The organism is Rhodovulum euryhalinum, assembly GCF_004342445.1.
Taxonomy (GTDB): domain Bacteria; phylum Pseudomonadota; class Alphaproteobacteria; order Rhodobacterales; family Rhodobacteraceae; genus Rhodovulum; species Rhodovulum euryhalinum.
In genome coordinates this window covers 1-16,761 of the sequence record NZ_SLWW01000017.1, presented here as the reverse complement: position 1 = coordinate 16,761, position 16,761 = coordinate 1, and the positions used below count along the sequence as shown (strand labels likewise).

Genomic DNA, 16,761 nt, shown 5'->3' with positions numbered 1-16,761 from the left:
CGCCGTCTTGTCCGATCTTGGTGATGTTGCGGGATATCCACATAAGGCGAATTCCGCAATCGCTTGAATCTTGCAATAAAACGCCGGTTGGCCCATGCTGCCCTGCAATATGGGCATGAAGACCCGACCAGAGGCGTGATCGGAAAGGCAGGATCACATGAAAATCAAGGCGCTCATGGTGGCTGGCCTCGTTGGCCTGGCCACTGCGGCAGTCCCCGTGGCCGAGGCAAAGGCCCAGACCCTGCGCACCCTGACCGGCAAGGCCACCGGTCAGTTGACGGTTCCAATGAATCGCGCCGTGGTGGTCGAAAGCGACGAGGTGTTCGCCGAATTGTCGATTTCGAACCCGCAGATCGCGGACATCTCGACCCTGTCGGACCGCTCGATCTACGTGCTTGGCAAGTCGCCGGGGCGCACCACGCTGACGCTTCTGGGCCCGGACGGCAGCCTCATCACCAATGTCGAGGTCCGCGTGACCCCGGACATGAGCGAACTCAAGGAACGCCTGCGCGAGGTGCTGCCGGGCGAGGCGATCGAGGTGCGGTCCGCCAATGACGGCCTGGTGCTGTCGGGCACGGTCAGTTCGGCCCAGGCCGTGGACCGCGCGCTGGACCTTGCCTCGCGCTATGCGCCCGAGCGGATCTCGAACCTGATGACGGTGGCGGGCAGCCAGCAGGTGATGCTGAAGGTCCGCTTCGCCGAGATGAGCCGCTCGATCTCCAAGAGCCTGAGTACCAGCCTTGCGATCAGCGGGATCAGCGGCGATCTGAACGTGCTGGGCGGCACCATCACCGCAACCGAGGGGAACAACCTCGGCAGTTTTGCAGCCAGCCCGCCGCATCTTGCCCAACGTTCGCGCAACAGCACCGGCGTGCTGTCACTGGGCATCGGCGCCGGCGATGTGGAACTGAACGTCCTGCTGGAAGCCCTCGAATCAAAGGGCTTCGTCCGCACGCTGGCCGAACCGAACCTGACCGCGCTGTCGGGGCAGAACGCCAATTTCCTCGCCGGTGGCGAATACCCGATCCCGGTGGTGGGCGATGATGGCGACATCACCGTCGAGTTCAAGCCCTTCGGCATCGGCCTCGACTTCACCCCGCGCGTGGTGGGCGAGAACATCAACCTGCGCATCCGTGCCGAGGTCAGCGGCGTCGACCCCTCGACCACCTACACCGACGGCACCATCACCATCAGCGGCTTCTCGACCCGCCGCACCCAGACGACGGTGGAACTGCGCGACGGTGAAAGCTTTGCGGTGGCGGGCCTGCTGCAGGACGATTTCAGCAGCCTCAAGGGACAGGTGCCCTGGCTGGGCGACATCCCGATCCTGGGGACGCTGTTCCGCAGCGCGGAATATGAACGGGGTCAGACCGAGCTGGTGATCATCGTCACGGCGCATCTGGTCAGCCCGACCCGCGGCGAGGCGCTGGCCCTGCCGACCGACCGGGTGCGCCCGCCGAGCGAGCGCGAACTGTTCCTGTTCGGCGAACTGTCCGCCCCCAACACGCCGAGGAAGGGCGCCGCGGGCGAGGTCGCGCGGCAGGATTTCAGCGGCTCCTACGGCTATGTGATGGAGTGACATGATGCGCGCCCCTCTTGCCCTTCTGACACTGGCCGCGGCGGTCGCACTGACCGGCTGCAGCCCCAGGCAGATCGCGGATTTCAACCGCCCCGCCGGGGCAAGCCTGGACGACGGAGATTTCGGCAACGCCACCATGAGCAACGCGCTGGTGCACACCGGGTCGCGGGCGATGGCGATCAACCTCAACCGCCGCTTCGCAGCCGAGGTGGACAGCACGATCAACTTTGCCTTCGACAGTGCCCAGCTTGACGGCGAGGCGCGCGCCAAGCTGGACGCGCAGGCGGCATGGATCGCGCAATACCCCTATGTCAAGTTCCGCGTCTACGGCCATACCGACCTGGTCGGCAGTGCGGCCTACAACAAGGCGCTGGGCCTGCGGCGCGCCCGCGCCGCCGTCAACCACCTGGTATCGCGCGGCATTTCCCGCTCGCGGCTTGAGGCGGTCGCATCCTATGGCGAAACCCAGCCGCTGGTCGTGACCGAGGGGCGCGAACGGCGCAACCGCCGCACCGTGACCGAGGTCTGGGGCTTCCTCGAGCCCAAGCGCCTGATCCATGACGGCAAGTACATGCAGCGCACCTACGGCCTGTATCTCGAAAGCGCGCAGGAACCCCATAACGAGGACTAGGCTGCCCCACCCGCGCCCCGGTTCGGACTGTCACCGGGGCGATGCGCAGCCGGAATTCCAACAATTTCGGCTTTCGGGCCGTAATGTTGCCCAGATTGGTCATCACATTCCCTGATCGAGAGCAGTGCGCGCGGCGGCGAGTCGTGCGTGGACAGGCTTCCGACGCGGCCGGACGGCCCGCGGGCCGGTCCGCAAGGAGGGAATGGGACGATGACGAGCACGGCCGCCTTGCAATCCGAACCGGCTCCGGTGATCGCCTGCACGGTGTCCCGGGACATCCAGAACTTCGACCTGCTGATCGAGGACATGGAGGCGGAGCTGGGCGAAAGCTGGGGCGATCTCGCCTTCCCCGATGCCAACAGCTTCTTCGACCAGCCCGACGGCAGTTCGCTGCAATTCATCGCGATCGCCGTTGACGACGAGGATGAGGACAACATCGGCTTCATCGGCGAGATCGTCCGCAATGCCAAGCGCCGAGGCATCAAGGTCATCGTCATCGCCGAGGAACTCAGCCCGATCGCGCTGCACCAGCTGATGCGCGTGGGCGCGGACGATTTCGTGCCCTACCCCCTGCCCGAAGGCGCGCTGCACGAGGCGGTCGAGCGGCTGCGCCGCCCCGATCCGGTCGCGTCGATCGCACGCGGCGCGGGCGGCGAGGCACGGCCCGCGGTCTCCAAATCCGATCGCGACGGGGTGGTGCTGCCGGTCCACGGGCTGGCGGGGGGTGTCGGCGCGTCGACCTTCGCGGTCAACCTGGCCTGGGAACTTGCGCTGGCCGCCAAGGGGTCGAACGGCCGCGTGTGCCTTCTGGATCTCGACCTGCAATTCGGGTCGGCCTCGACCTATCTCGACCTGCCCCGCAAGGACGCGGTGTTCGAGATGTTGTCGGACATCCCCTCGATGGACAGCGACAGCTTCATGCAGGCGCTGCAGACCTACAAGGACGGGCTGCACGTGCTGACCGCGCCCGCGGACATCCTGCCGCTGGACATCATTACCTCCGAGGACGTGAAGCGGCTGATCGAGATGGCGCGCGCGCAGTTCGAGTTCGTCGTGATCGACATGCCCACCACGCTGGTGCAATGGACGGAAACGGTGCTGAGCCAGGCCCATGTCTATTTCACCCTGGTCGAGCTGGACATGCGCTCGGCCCAGAACGCGCTGCGGCTGATCCGGGCCCTGAAATCCGAGGACCTGCCGCACGAACGGCTGCGCTATGCCTTGAACCGGGCACCGAAATTCACCGATCTGTCGGGCAAGAGCCGGGTCAAGCGGCTGGCCGAAAGCCTCGACATCGATATCGAGATCCACCTGCCGGATGGCGGCAAGGTGATCACCGAGGCGGGCGACCATGGCCTGCCGCTGGCCGAGACCGCCGCCAAGGCGCCGCTGCGCAGGGAAATCCAGAAACTCGCGGCCTCGCTCTACGAGCTGGGCCAGATCTCGGCCACGGCCGAGGCGTGACAGGAAAGGCGCAAGCCCGATGTTCTCCAGATACAAGAAAGCCGACGCCCGGGCCGCGCGACCGGCCACAGCGCCCGAAGGCCAGCAGGCGCCCGTCCCGGCACCGCTGCCCAAGACCGCCCCGGCCAAGCCTGCGCCAGTCGACAAGGAACGCAAGCGCAAGGAGCGGCTGGGCGAGCTGAAGGTCGAACTGCACAAGCGCCTCTTGGAGAACCTCAACCTCGCCGCGCTGGAACATGCCGACGAAAAGGAACTGCGCGCCGAGATTCAGGCGATCGCGGGCGAGGCGCTGGAAGAGATGGGCATCGTCCTCAACAAGGAGGACCGCCAGCAGCTCAACCAGGAACTCTATGACGAGGTGGTGGGCCTCGGGCCGCTGGAACCGCTGCTGCAGGACGAGACCATCAACGACATCCTGGTGAACGGACCCAAGCAGATCTTCGTCGAACGGGCCGGCAAGCTGACGCTGACCGACATCACCTTCAAGGACGAACGCCACCTGCTGCGGATCATCGACAAGATCGTGTCCGCCGTGGGCCGGCGCGTCGACGAATCCAACCCTTATGTCGACGCCCGCCTGGCCGACGGCTCGCGCTTCAACGCGATGGTGCCGCCGATCGCGGTCGATGGCAGCCTCGTGTCGATCCGGAAGTTCAAGAAGGACAAGCTGGGGATCGAGGATCTGGTGAAGTTCGGCGCCTTCACCGACGAGATGGCGGCCTATCTGCAGGCCGCCGTGGCCACCCGGCTGAACGTCATCGTCTCGGGCGGCACGGGCTCGGGCAAGACGACGACGCTGAACGCGCTGTCGGGGTTCATCGACAATGCGGAACGCATCCTGACGATCGAGGACACCGCGGAACTGCAATTGCAGCAGACCCATGTGGGCCGGATGGAAAGCCGCCCTCCCAACGTCGAGGGCAAGGGCGCGGTCACCCAGCGCGACTGTCTGAAGAACGCGCTGCGGATGCGCCCCGACCGCATCATCGTGGGCGAGACCCGCGGCGAGGAGGTGATCGACATGCTGCAGGCGATGAACACCGGCCATGACGGGTCCATGACCACGATCCACGCCAACAACGCCCGCGACGCGGTCAGCCGCCTGGAAAACATGATCGCGATGGCGGGGATCGAGATGCCGCTGAAGGCGGTGCGCAGCCAGATCGCCTCGGCCGTCAACCTGATCGTGCAGGCCAGCCGCCTGCAGGACGGCTCGCGCCGGATGGTCTCGATCACCGAGATCACCGGGATGGAGGGCGAGGTGATCTCGATGCAGGAGGTGTTCCGCTACGAACGCCTCGGGCTGGAACCGAACGGCAAGATCATCGGCCGGTTCACCGCCACCGGCGTACGCAGCCACTATTCCGAACGCTTCCGCCAGTGGGGCTACGACCTGCCGGCCAGCCTCTTCGAACCCAACAGGGGGCATTGAGCCATGCAGATCAGCGCGGAACCCATCATCTACGGCGTGATCTTCGTCGCGGTCCTGTTGCTGGTCGAGGGCCTGTACCTGACGGTCTTCGGCAAGTCGATCAGCCTGAACGCAAAGGTGAACCGCCGGCTGGAGATGCTGGAAAAGGGGACCGACCGCGAAAAGGTGCTGGAACAGCTTCGCAAGGAGATGCGCCAGCACATGAACGCGCGCGGCATCCCGCTCTATTCGCTGCTTGCGGAACGGGCGCAGAAGGCCAACATCGCCTTCACGCCGAACCAGTTGATCATGATCATGGTGCTGTTGTCCGGCGTCGCATTCCTGGGCCTGACCGTGGGCACCGCCGCGCCGCTGCCGGTGCGCGCGCTCGTCGCCGTCGCGATGGGCATCGGCGGGGTCTATGTCTGGGTCAACAAGAAGGCCAAGAAGCGCCTCGGCCTGATCGAGGAACAATTGCCCGACGCGGTCGAGCTGATGGTCCGCAGCCTGCGCGTCGGCCACCCCTTCGTCTCGGCCATCAACATCGTCGCCAAGGAGGTGCCCGACCCGCTGGGCACCGAGTTCGGCATCATCGCCGACGAGGCCGCCTATGGCCGCGATGTCGGCGAGGCGCTGAAGGATCTGGCCGAGCGCGTGGACATGCAGGACATGCGCTTCCTGGCGGTGGCGGTGACCATCCAGCAGCAGTCCGGCGGCAACCTGGCCGAGGTCCTGGCGGGCCTCGCCGCGGTGATCCGCTCGCGCTTCAAGCTGTTCCGCCGCGTCAAGGCGATCACCGCCGAGGCGAAGTGGTCGGGCATGTTCCTGTCGGGCTTCCCGATCGGCGCGATCATCATGATCTCGGTGCTGAAACCCGACTACTACGACCAGGTCAAGGAAACATCCGCCTTCATTCCCGCCGCGATCGCCGTCGGCGTGTTCCTCGTCGTGAACGTGATCTTCATGCGGATCATGGTCAACATCAAGGTCTGAGGAGCCGGAACCATGGATATCGTCGCCACAACCAACAGCGTTCTCGTCGAGCGGTTCGGCGCACTCGGGCCGCTTTACGCGGTCGGGCTTCTCGGTTTTCTGATGATCGCCCTGACCCTGCCGGCGCTTTTGAAAAAGCGCGTCGATCCCCTGGACAAGCTCCGGCGCGAGACCCGCGAGATGAAGGCCGCGGGCACCCGTGATCCGGCGAGTTCGCTGCGCCCCACCTCGCGCGCGGACAAGCTCGAGCGGTTCTCGAACTTCCTCGAACCCCAGGACGAAGAGGAATTCTCGGCGATCCGGCTCAAGCTGGTCCGCGCGGGCTACCGCACGAAGAACGCGGTCCGGACCTTCCATTTCGCGCAGCTTGCGCTGGGGCTTGGCCTGCTGATCTTCGGCGTCTTCTACACTGTCCTGAAAAGCGCCTCGACCGATCTGAGCACGACCAACCTGCTGATGTCGGTCATCATCCCGGGGGGCGTGGGCTATTTCCTGCCGAAATACTGGGTCGAACGACGGGTCCAGACCCGCCAGCAGGAGATCACCAACGGCTTCCCCGACAGTCTCGACATGATGCTGGTCTGCGTCGAGGCCGGCCAGTCGCTGGACCAGTCGATCGTCCGCGTGGCCCGTGAGATGCGCGCGGGCTTTCCCGACCTCGCCGACGAATACGAGATCGTCGCCCAGGAAATGAAGGCCGGCAAGGACAAGGTGCAGGTGCTCAAGGACATGTCCGAGCGTTGCGGCGTGACCGACATCTCGTCCTTCGTGACCGTGCTGATCCAGTCGGCGACATTCGGCACCTCGATCGCCGAGGCGCTGCGGGTCTTTTCCGCCGAAATGCGCGACAAGCGCGTGATGCGCGCCGAAGAAAAGGCAAACGTCTTGCCGACGAAGCTGACACTGGGCACGATGATGTTCACGGTTCCGCCGCTGCTCATCATCCTGATCGGCCCCTCGATCTATGCGATCTACGACACCCTGTCGAATTCGAGCTTCTGACACGATCCGGCGCGGCCTGCCCCTGGCCGCGCTTGTGGTGCTGACGGCCTGCCAGACCGGGCCGGGTCTTGGGCCCGGCTTCCAGGGCCTGCCCCCGCCCCGCGGCACGCCCGAGATCACCGAGGCCGTCGACGGTCTGATCGTCGGCCACCGGCTGATGGCCGCGGGCGAGTACGAACTCGCGCTCAGGGCCTATTACCGCGCGGGGGCCGAGCAGGGGCTGACCGTCGACGTCCTGTCCGCCATCGGGTCAGCCAACCTGCGCCTTGGCCGGCTCGGCCAGGCCGAGACACAACTGCGCCGCGCCCTGAAGGAGGACGACCGCTTCGTGCCGGCCTGGAACAATCTGGGCGTGGTGCTGATGGAAACGGGCGAGACCGGAGAGGCCCGGCGCGTCTTCGAAACCGCCTTCGCGCTCGATAGTGGCCATTCGGACGACATCCGGCAAAATCTTCTGCTCGCTATCGAAAAAACCGGCGATCCGGCCTATGATGCCCCCAATAAGAACGAGTTCGAATTGGTGAGGCGCGGCAGCGACCGGTACCTGTTGCTCGCCACACCCTGAGGCAAAAAAGAGCAGAGGACGCAGCAGTCATGCGCCACGTTTTTCTTATTCCGATCTGCGTGATCGGCGCCCTTTCCCTGTCCGGGTGCCAGCACGCCGGCGAGGCCGAGGTCGAACGTGCCGTCCAGGACGTGATCTCGGGCGACGAGAGCAGTCTCAACGACATCATGATGACGGTGGCCGACCCCAACGAGGCGGTCACCTATTTCCGCCGCAATCTCGAGAAGCAGCCCGACCGGATCACCTTTCAACGGGGCCTTGCCAGGTCGCTGATCCGGGCCAAGCGGAACACCGAGGCGGCCACCGCCTGGGCGCGGGTGGCCGAGCACCCCGAGGCCACCAACGAGGACCGGGTCGACCATGCCGACGCACTGATCCGCGTGGGCGAATGGGCCAAGGCCGAGGCAGTGCTGGACGCGATCCCGCCCACCTACGAGGCCTATCAGCGCTACCGGCTCGAGGCGATGGTCGCCGATGCCAACAAGGAATGGAGCCGGGCCGACAGCTTCTACGAAACCGCTGCGGGCCTGACCACCAAACCCTCGGGCGTGTACAACAACTGGGGCTATTCCAAGCTGACCCGGGGCGATTTCAAGGGCGCCGAACGGCTGTTCACCGAGGCGATCACCTACGACCCGTCGCTGTTTACCGCCAAGAACAACCTGGTGCTCGCCCGCGGCGCGCAACGCAACTATGACCTGCCGGTGGTCCAGATGACGCCCACGGAACGGGCGCAGCTTTACCACACGCTGGCGCTGGCCGCGATCAAGCAGGGCGATGTCGGCATCGGCAAGGGGCTTTTGCAGGACGCGATCGACACCCACCCGCAGCATTTCGAACCGGCGGTCCGCGCCTTGCGCGCGCTTGAGGCGCGGGGCTGAGGGCGGCGAACCATCCCGGCGTCACCGGGCCGCCTTACCCCCGCCGGATTCCGCCGCAATCCTGACCGGTGACCCTGTTTCCCCGGGATTCCGTATGAGTTCGATCGACATGTCCGCCGATTCCCCCCGCCATGGTGCGCGCGCGCTGACCATTCTGGCCGGCGGCATGGCGCTCGCCATCCTGGCCGCGCTTGCGGCGCTGGCGCTTTCGCTGGGCCGGCCGCTCGGTGCGGTGGCCTTCCTGCCCTTCGTGCTGCCGGTCGCCTTCTGGGTGGCCCGCAGCGACATGAAGACGATGAAGATCCCGAACCGGGCGGTTCTGGCGCTGGTCGCGGTCTTTGCCGCGGTGGGGCTGGTGGCACTGCCGGTCGAGGTCTGGGCCTGGCGCTGGACACACCTTGCCGCGATCCTCGTCCTGGGCTTCGTGATGAGCAGCCTGCGCCTGATCGGCGCGGGTGACGCCAAGTTCGCCGCGGCGATGGCACCGTTCGTGGCGCTGGCCGATATCGGCAGCTTCCTGTTCCTGTTCTCGGGGGTGACGCTGGCGGCCTTTGCCGGGCACCGGCTGGCCCGCCGCATCCCCGCCGTGCGCCGCGCGCTGCCCGGCTGGGACTCGTGGGAGCGCAGCGATTTCCCGATGGGCATCGCACTTGCGGGCGTGCTGGTTGCCTATCTCGCGCTCTCGGCCGCAGGCCTGATGGCCAGCAGCACGTAATCCGGCGTCCGGCGCAGTTCGGTCAGACCAAAGCCGCCATCCGCCAGCTCGCGCAGCACTCGCGCCCGCACGTCGGGCCGGGTCGCGCATTGCGGCACCAGCAAAAGCTCTGCCACCTCGACCCCCGGCAACCCGCCGTAATACCAGGGCGCCCCCCCGGGCAGCGGGGCGACGCCACCGTAAAGCCAGTAGGCGTTCAACATGTCGGCCACGAGGACCGGGCGCCCGCCGAACTCCGACGCACCGATATCGTCGGACACCGTGCGGAACCAGCCGACCAATCCGCTGATCAGGCGGCAATTCTCCAGCGGCTGACCCAGCAGAAGCGTCGGCTCGGGCAAGGTGTGCGCCTGCGCGGCGGGTTCACCCGCGAATAGCGCACGGCTGACACGGGTCTGGACATGGGCGACCCGATCGTCGGGCATCCATATCCCCTGATTGCCGGGCAGGATCTCGACCCGCCCGGCCTCGCCGGCGGCAAGGTTGCGCAGCGGGCTTTCGGCCATCGCCATGAAGACCGGCGCGACAAGCAGCAGCGCCCCCCAGCCCGCCACCGTCAGCCCCTGGCCTGGGCCCGCATGCCGGCCGCCGGGCACGGGGCGCAGCGCCAGCGCGGCAAGGCCGAGGAAGAACAGCCAGACCGGATCGTTGCCGAAATTCTGGTAGGTGACATAGACAAGCCCCGGCGCCGCGGCCAGCAGCAAGAGTCCCGCGCGCGCCTGCCCCGCCCGGCGCGCAAGGATCACTGCGGCGAGGTAGAGCAGGCTGCCGACGCGGGCCGCGGTTCCCGCCACGACGTCCGGCAGGCTGGCGCTGGGATAGGCCCGCACCTCGGTCGATGCAACGGCGCCGAGGTCGCCGAGATAGGCCGGCCAGATCATCGGCCCCGCCGCCATGGTCACGGCGAGGGTGACGGCGAGCCCGGCAGCAAGCGCCACGATCGCCCCCAGCCGGTCGCGCCCGAGCCAGAGCGCCAGCACCACGACCGGTGCCGCGGCAAGAAAGAATGTCACCTTGATCAGCGCCAGCGCTGCAAGGCCAAGCCCCAGCACCAGCCCGTCGCCAAGCCGCGCCCGCGGCCCGGCCCAGCGCGCGGGCAGCACGGCGACGACCAGTACCACGAACAGCAGCGCCCAGGCCCAGCGGTTGTAGTTCATCGACAGCGAGATGTCGGGATCGGGCGTCGCGGGGACCAGCGCGACCACCAGCACCATGATCCCCGCCCCGAAGAGATGCGCCCAGCCCCGCGGCAGCCGGCCGAGCCCCGCCCACCATGCCGCGGGCAAAATCACCACGCCCACCAGCGCCTGACCCAGCACGAAGGCCTCGGCCAGCGGCCAGCCCAGGCGGACGAACAGGGTGACCGGCGCAAAGGCCAGCACGCCCAGCGGCGTCATGAAGTCGAGATGCGGCCACTCGCCCGCGGCCTCGCGCAACACGATCTGCACCATGTGCAGCATGTCGCCCTCGTGCATGACCGGGTAGAGCCCGCCGCGTGCCAGCCCCGCCCATGTAGCCAGACCAAGGACCGCGGCCATTGCCGCCGCCAGCGTGACCGGATCGGATCGCTTCATACCCTGCCCTCGTCCTTGCCTCGTGTCCGCCGGTCGACGGATCGCCGCGTCTTTCCGGGATTGTCTCAAAAACGCCCGGTGTATCGCCCAAGAATCGCCCCAAAATGCGGTGACTTTCGGGCCAAGACCGCAGCAGTTTCAGGGCAAGTCCATGAATATCCAGACCTCGTCGGTAATGGCCCCGCCCGCGCCGCGCACGCTGGCCGAGATGCAATTGCCGGCAGTGATGATGCGCGACATCCTGCTCAAGACCGTGTTCCGCAAGAACGTCAACGTCGTGACCGAGATCGCCCGGGCGATCTGCCTGCCGGTTCCCGTGACCCAGGAACTGGTGGATATGGCGCGCGGCCAGAGACTGCTGGAGGCAACCGGCACGCTGCATGCCGGGGCGGGCAACGAGATGGCGTTCCAGCTGACCGATTCCGGCAAGGCGCGCGCGCTCGACGCGCTGACCCAGTCGGAATATTATGGCGCCATGCCCGTGCCGCTGGAGGTCTATGCCGAACAGGTCAGGCGCCAGTCGATCCGCAACATCCAGATCACCCGCGACCAGCTGACCGGGGCGATGGGCCACCTGATCCTGCCGAACGCATTGCTGGATCACCTGGGCCCTGCGGTCAGCGCGGGCCGGTCGATCCTGATGTACGGCCCGCCCGGCAACGGCAAGTCGTCCATTTCCAACGGCATCCGCGACGCGCTGGGCGACAGGATCTACATCCCCCGTGCCATCGAGTATTCCGGTCAGGTCATCACCGTCTACGACCCGATCGTCCATTCCGCCGCCGAGGAACTGGTGGACGATCCGAACTCGCTGCGCCGCACCTCGGGACGGTTCGACACGCGCTATGTGCTGTGCGACCGCCCGACGGTCATCACCGGCGGTGAACTCTCGCTCTCCATGCTCGATCTGGTTTACAACCCCACCGCGCGGACCTACCAGGCGCCCCTGCAGCTGAAATCCACCGGCGGCGTCTTCATCGTCGACGACCTTGGCCGCCAGGCGGAACCGCCGCAGGCGCTGGTCAACCGCTGGATCGTGCCGCTGGAGGAATCCAAGGACATCCTCGCGCTGCAATCGGGCGAGAAGTTCGAGGTGCCGTTCGACACGCTGGTGATCTTCTCGACCAACTTCCACCCGAACGAGATCTTCGACCGCGCCGCGCTGCGCCGGATCTTCTTCAAGATCAAGATCGATGGCCCCTGCCAGGAGGATTTCCTGAAGATCTTCGCCCTTGTCGCCCGCAAGAAGAAGATGCCGATCGACGAGGCGACGCTGATCTACCTGCTCAAAGAGAAATATCCCTCGATCAACAACGAATACGCCAACTACCAGCCGGTGTTCCTGATCGACCAGATGATCTCTATCTGCGAATTCGAGGGCATCCCCTACCAGATGAGCCCCGCACTGATCGACCGCGCCTGGGCCAACATGTTCGTGCGCGAAGAGGAAATCCTGCACTGACCCCACCGCGCCCCGCGGGACAGCCCGGCCGCCTGCGCCGGGATGTTCTTCGTTTCATTGATCGGGCACGGCTTCGGCCTTTCCCGCGTGGCGTTTTTCGCTAGGCTCGGCCTGCCATGCGGGGGGCAAAGCCCCGTGGGACAAGCGGGGATCGCGTGACGCTGCCAACCGAGCCGGCCATTTTCGACGGGCACAACGACGTGCTTCTGCGGCTGTTCCGCGCGGGCGGACCGATGGCCGCCGAACAGTTCCTGACCGGACGCGCGGGGCATCTCGACCTGCCCGGGGCGCGGGCGGGCGGCTTTGGTGGCGGATTCTTCGCCATTTTCGTGCCTTCGAACGACATCGACCTCGACGACACCACGGGCCGGATGCGGGCCGGCAGCTACGACCTGCCGTTGCCCGCCCCGATCGAGTGGGAGGACGCCCTGCCCGTCGTGATGACCCAGGCCGCGACGCTGTTCCGGCTGGAGGAGCTGGGCGCGCTGAAAGTCTGCCGCACGGCGGCAGAGATTCGCGTCTGCCTCGCAAGCGGGACTCTCGCGGCGGTTCTGCACATGGAGGGCGCCGAGGCGATCGACCCGGAATTCCATGTGCTTGACGTGCTCTACCGCGCCGGACTGCGGTCTCTGGGTCCGGTCTGGAGCCGGCCGACGATCTATGGCGCGGGCGTGCCCTTCCGCTATCCGTCGGACGGCGATACCGGGGGCGGGCTGACCGAGGACGGGATCGACCTGGTGAAACGTTGCAATCGGCTCGGCATCCTCATCGACCTGTCGCACATGACCATGGCCGGGTTCTGGGACGTGGCGCGGCAGTCGACCGCGCCGCTGGTGGCCACCCATTCCAACGCCCACGCGATCACGCCGCAGGCACGCAACCTCACCGACGCCCAGCTTGACGCCATCGCCGCCAGCGACGGAATGGTGGGCCTGAATTTCGCGGTGGCCTTCCTCAGGCCCGACGGGCGCATGGTCGATACCGCGATCGACGACATGCTGCGGCATCTTGACCACCTGCTGCACAGGCTGGGCGAGACCCGGGTGGGGCTGGGGTCGGATTTCGACGGCGCGATCATCCCTTCGGATATCGGCACGGCCGCCGGGCTGCCCGCCTTGCGCCGGGCAATGGCCGAACATGGCTACGGCGCGGCGCTGATCGAACGGCTGTGCCACGGCAACTGGTTGCGGGTCCTGGAAAGGACCTGGGGCGCCTGAGCGCCGCACGCGTCCGCGCCGCGATTGTCCCTGATCGCACAATGTCCCGCGCGGCCCTGCCGTGCCGGGCGCTTTGCCCGCGCCCTTGACGGCCCTGCCCCAGGCGAGCCGACGCGGTCAGTCGTTAGAATTTTCGGGGAACACGAAGCTTCCAGGCCGGGGAAGGAGAACATGTTGTTAAGGCTTCGGGCGCAATGTCCGCCGAAGCGCCCATGAAATCAGGACTTTCTGATGCATATTTTCTCGACCCTGGCCTTCGCGGCCGTCTTCGGCCTTGCCCCTCTGGCGGGCCAGGCGGCGGACGGGGTCGAACCTGGGTCGGTCCGCTTCGCCCAGATCGCGCCGCTCGAGGGTCCCGGCGCCGCGCTTGGCCTCGGGCTGCGCCAGGGGCTGCTCGCCGCCTTCGACGAGGCGAACCGCGCGGGCGGCATCCATGGCCGCCGGATCGAACTCGACAGTCTCTGTGATCGCCGCGACCCCGAGCGCTCGGCCGACCGCATGCGGCTCGTGGCCGATGGTGCAGCGCATGTCGCGGTGATCGGCGCCGTCGGCGCCGCCCAGTCGCGCACGATCCAGCCGCTCGCCGACGAGGTGGGCATGCCCTTCATCGGCGCGGCCACCGGAGACGAGGCGCTGCGCGCGCCCTGGGTCACCAATGCGGTGAACATCCGCCCGACACAAACCACCGAGATCGAGGCCGTGCTGAGCCATCTCATCGACGGCCTGGGCGCCCGGCGGATTGCCGTCCTTCACGAAAACGACGACGCGGGCCGGGGGCTGCTCAAGGCGATCGAGACTGGGCTCGCGCGCCGCGACCTCCCCCCCGTCACCGTCGGGCGCTATGCCAGCGGGACCAGCGCCATCAAGGTCGCCATGCTGGGTATTCGCAAGACCCGGCCGGATGCCGTTTTGCTGCTTGGCAGCGCGGACGCCACGGCAAAGGCCGTCGATTTCGCCACCTCGCTCGACTTTGCGCCGGTCTTTGCCGGTCTTGCCAATGCCGACGCCGAAGCGTTGGCCACCGCCCTCGGGGATGAGGCCGAGGGCCTTGTTTTCGCCCGCGCGGTTCCGCTTCCCCGGGATGACACCCTGCCGATCGTGGCCGAGTACCGCGCTGCACTCGCCATGCTCGATGCAGCGGCGGCGCCGGGCTTCGCATCCCTCGAAGGCTATATCGCCGGCCGCCTCGCGCTGGCCGCCCTCGACGAGGCCGGGCCTTGGCTTACCCGCGAACGCTATCTGGCCACTCTCGCCGCGCTCGGCGAGGTCGACCTTGGCGGCCTCGTGCTGCACTTCGGCCCTGGCGACAACCAGGGTCTCGACACTGCCTACCTCGCCCGTATCGGGCAGGACGGCATCTTTGAACCGGTCCCCATGGCGACAGGTGGGGATCAAAGCTGAACCGACGGGGGGCGGCACGCATCGCCGTGCCGCCCCTCTCGTCGACCAACCGTCACCTGCGGGAGGCACCCATGCGCAGGATTTTGTCCTTTCTGTTGGGCAGTATCGCCCTGAAGATCTCTCTGACCGTTGCGGCCCTGACCGCGATGACGGGCACCGCCGTGGTGATCGGCCTGATGGTGTTCAACACGCTGTCCGCGTCGTTCAACGCGCTGCTTGCCGAACAACTGCCGGACCTTCGCGACAGCGTCACCGTGATCCAGCACAGCGCCGGGATACGCGACTCTCTGTCGGACATGCTGCTTGCCCGCTCATCCTCGGACGTCGAGGAGGCGCAGGCCCGCTTCCAAGAGGAAAAGAACTTCCTCGCCAAGGGGATGAACGGATTGCCCGATGCGACGGTCGCCGAGATGATCCCGGCCCTGACGGACCTCGAACAGAGGGTCGACGAAATGCAGTCCGCGATCAAAGAGGGTTTCGCACAGCAGGCCGCGCTCGAGACGACCATTGCAGGCTTTCGCAACCTCTCTGCCTGGGCCCGCGAACTGCTGGTTCAGCTGACCGAAGACGCGGTCTACGACATGGGGCTTGCCGGCGACCAGACCATCGAAGTCGTCGCCAGCACGCTCGGGAACCTCGTCGACTACGACTTCGCGGCGACAACCCTGGTGCTGAGAGCGCGGGGCGAAGTCAACCTTCTGAGCGGCCTCGCGATTGCCCTGTCCGAAACCGAGGACAGCGCGCTTTCCGACTCGCTTCGCGACATTGCCGAGGCAAGTCTGGGCGAACTTGATACGATTCTCGCCGATCTCGAAGAGCGCGACGCGATTCCCGACCATCTGCCGGCCCTCACAGAAATCCGCGGCGTCGTCGCCGAGGCGGCGCGCCAGGGTTTCCGCGCCCGGGCGGGCTATCGCGAGCGCCTGATGGAGTTGCGCGAAGAAAGCAACCTCGCGCTGACCTATGCAATCGACGATCTGACCGCCACCCTGATGATCGGCGCCGAGGATACCGCGACGTTCAACCAGGATGCGATCACCCGCCTGCTCGAGAACGAGGTGCAGTCGATCCGCGACGCCGCGAACCTGGAGATCGCGGTCGAAACCGTGGTGGCGACGGCATTCCTCGGGGCCACTGTTCGCTCGCTCGACGCGATCGGCACGGCACAGGCCCAGCTCGACGACGCGGCCAGCCATCTCCGGGAACTGTCCGAAAACGTGTACCTGACCGATGACCTCGAGGTCATCGTCGGGCAACTTCTGGCGTTCACCGCGGCCGAAGACGGTATCGTGGCGACCCGAGCCGAGGTTCTGACCGCCGAGGCGCGCGCCGAACAGACCTCCCACGCCGCCCATGAGCGGCTGCGCCTTATCGGCGACCTGGCCGCAAGCCATGGCGGCGTCGCGCTGACGGGCGCGGTCGAGGCCGGCGATGCGATCCTCGCCGAATCCGAACGTGCCGAGCGGCGCCTCGAACTGGTGGCGATGGGCAGTGTCGCGATCCTGATCGCAGCCCCGTTCCTCACCTGGCTGTTGATCCTACGGCCGATGTCGCGGCTTGAACGGCTGACCGTCCGGCTGTCGAAGGGCGATCTCGCCCCGATCACCGGCTTCCGTTTCACCGGAGGCGAGATCGGCAGGATGGCGACGGCGCTGGGCGTATTCCGAGAAGGTCTGATCGAACGGGGGCGGATGCAGGAGCACGAGCGCCTTGCCGAGGAAGAACGCCAGAAGCGTGCCGAAGAACAGCACGCACTGGTCACGCGCCTTGCCGAAGCGCTGCAACGTCTGTCGTCTGGGGACCTGACGGAGTCTCTGGATGCGCCGTTCCCGGCGGATTACGAGCAGTTGCGGCATGATTTCAACG

General features: G+C 66.7%; 14 protein-coding genes. 13 read left to right on the top strand and 1 reads right to left on the bottom strand.

Annotation, left to right across the window (positions count from 1 at the left end; genetic code table 11):
* Positions 1-157 precede the first annotated feature (157 nt).
* From EV655_RS16535 to EV655_RS16495, 9 genes are all read left to right on the top strand, one after another.
* Positions 158-1,579 (top strand): type II and III secretion system protein family protein, encoded by a 1,422-nt coding sequence (locus EV655_RS16535; protein ID WP_132546469.1) that lies wholly within the window; start codon positions 158-160, stop codon positions 1,577-1,579.
* Between the two features lies 1 nt (position 1,580).
* Positions 1,581-2,210, top strand: coding sequence for an OmpA family protein (locus EV655_RS16530; RefSeq protein ID WP_132546468.1), 630 nt, complete (start codon positions 1,581-1,583; stop codon positions 2,208-2,210).
* 210 nt (positions 2,211-2,420) lie between these two features.
* Positions 2,421-3,674, top strand: a complete 1,254-nt coding sequence (locus tag EV655_RS16525; protein WP_132546467.1) for a CpaE/TadZ family protein — start codon at positions 2,421-2,423, stop codon at positions 3,672-3,674.
* Between the two features lie 19 nt (positions 3,675-3,693).
* Positions 3,694-5,106, top strand: coding sequence for a TadA family conjugal transfer-associated ATPase (locus EV655_RS16520; protein ID WP_132546466.1), 1,413 nt, complete (start codon positions 3,694-3,696; stop codon positions 5,104-5,106).
* Between the two features lie 3 nt (positions 5,107-5,109).
* Positions 5,110-6,078, top strand: a complete 969-nt coding sequence (locus tag EV655_RS16515) for a type II secretion system F family protein (RefSeq protein WP_132546465.1) — start codon at positions 5,110-5,112, stop codon at positions 6,076-6,078.
* A gap of 12 nt (positions 6,079-6,090) precedes the next feature.
* A complete protein-coding gene (locus EV655_RS16510) occupies positions 6,091-7,080 on the top strand; it encodes a type II secretion system F family protein (RefSeq protein ID WP_132546464.1) in 990 nt (329 codons plus the stop codon).
* The gene (locus EV655_RS16505; protein WP_132546463.1) at positions 7,043-7,645 is read left to right on the top strand and encodes a tetratricopeptide repeat protein; all 603 of its coding nucleotides are present in this window, start codon (positions 7,043-7,045) and stop codon (positions 7,643-7,645) included. The genes EV655_RS16510 and EV655_RS16505 overlap by 38 nt, the downstream gene beginning before the upstream one ends.
* A gap of 29 nt (positions 7,646-7,674) precedes the next feature.
* Complete coding sequence (locus EV655_RS16500) at positions 7,675-8,526, top strand: tetratricopeptide repeat protein (protein ID WP_132546462.1); 852 nt, start codon at positions 7,675-7,677, stop codon at positions 8,524-8,526.
* A gap of 109 nt (positions 8,527-8,635) precedes the next feature.
* Positions 8,636-9,241 carry a prepilin peptidase gene (locus EV655_RS16495; RefSeq protein ID WP_243645116.1) on the top strand — a complete coding sequence of 202 codons (606 nt, stop codon included), beginning with the start codon at positions 8,636-8,638 and terminating at the stop codon, positions 9,239-9,241.
* Here the strand turns inward: EV655_RS16495 and EV655_RS16490 are convergent.
* The gene (locus EV655_RS16490; protein ID WP_132546461.1) at positions 9,196-10,815 is read right to left on the bottom strand and encodes a hypothetical protein; all 1,620 of its coding nucleotides are present in this window, start codon (positions 10,813-10,815) and stop codon (positions 9,196-9,198) included. The genes EV655_RS16495 and EV655_RS16490 overlap by 46 nt on opposite strands.
* A gap of 151 nt (positions 10,816-10,966) precedes the next feature.
* Here EV655_RS16490 and EV655_RS16485 point away from each other — a divergent pair, with 151 nt between their 5' ends.
* The 4 genes from EV655_RS16485 to EV655_RS16470 all read left to right on the top strand — a co-directional run.
* The gene (locus EV655_RS16485; RefSeq protein ID WP_132546460.1) at positions 10,967-12,277 is read left to right on the top strand and encodes a P-loop NTPase family protein; all 1,311 of its coding nucleotides are present in this window, start codon (positions 10,967-10,969) and stop codon (positions 12,275-12,277) included.
* Between the two features lie 155 nt (positions 12,278-12,432).
* Positions 12,433-13,494: a dipeptidase gene (locus EV655_RS16480; RefSeq protein WP_424511322.1), complete on the top strand. Its 1,062-nt coding sequence runs from the start codon at positions 12,433-12,435 to the stop codon at positions 13,492-13,494.
* A gap of 231 nt (positions 13,495-13,725) precedes the next feature.
* A complete protein-coding gene (locus EV655_RS16475) occupies positions 13,726-14,895 on the top strand; it encodes an ABC transporter substrate-binding protein (protein WP_132546458.1) in 1,170 nt (389 codons plus the stop codon).
* Between the two features lie 71 nt (positions 14,896-14,966).
* On the top strand, positions 14,967-16,761 hold a 1,795-nt coding region (locus tag EV655_RS16470; RefSeq protein ID WP_132546457.1), incomplete at its 3' end, for a HAMP domain-containing protein.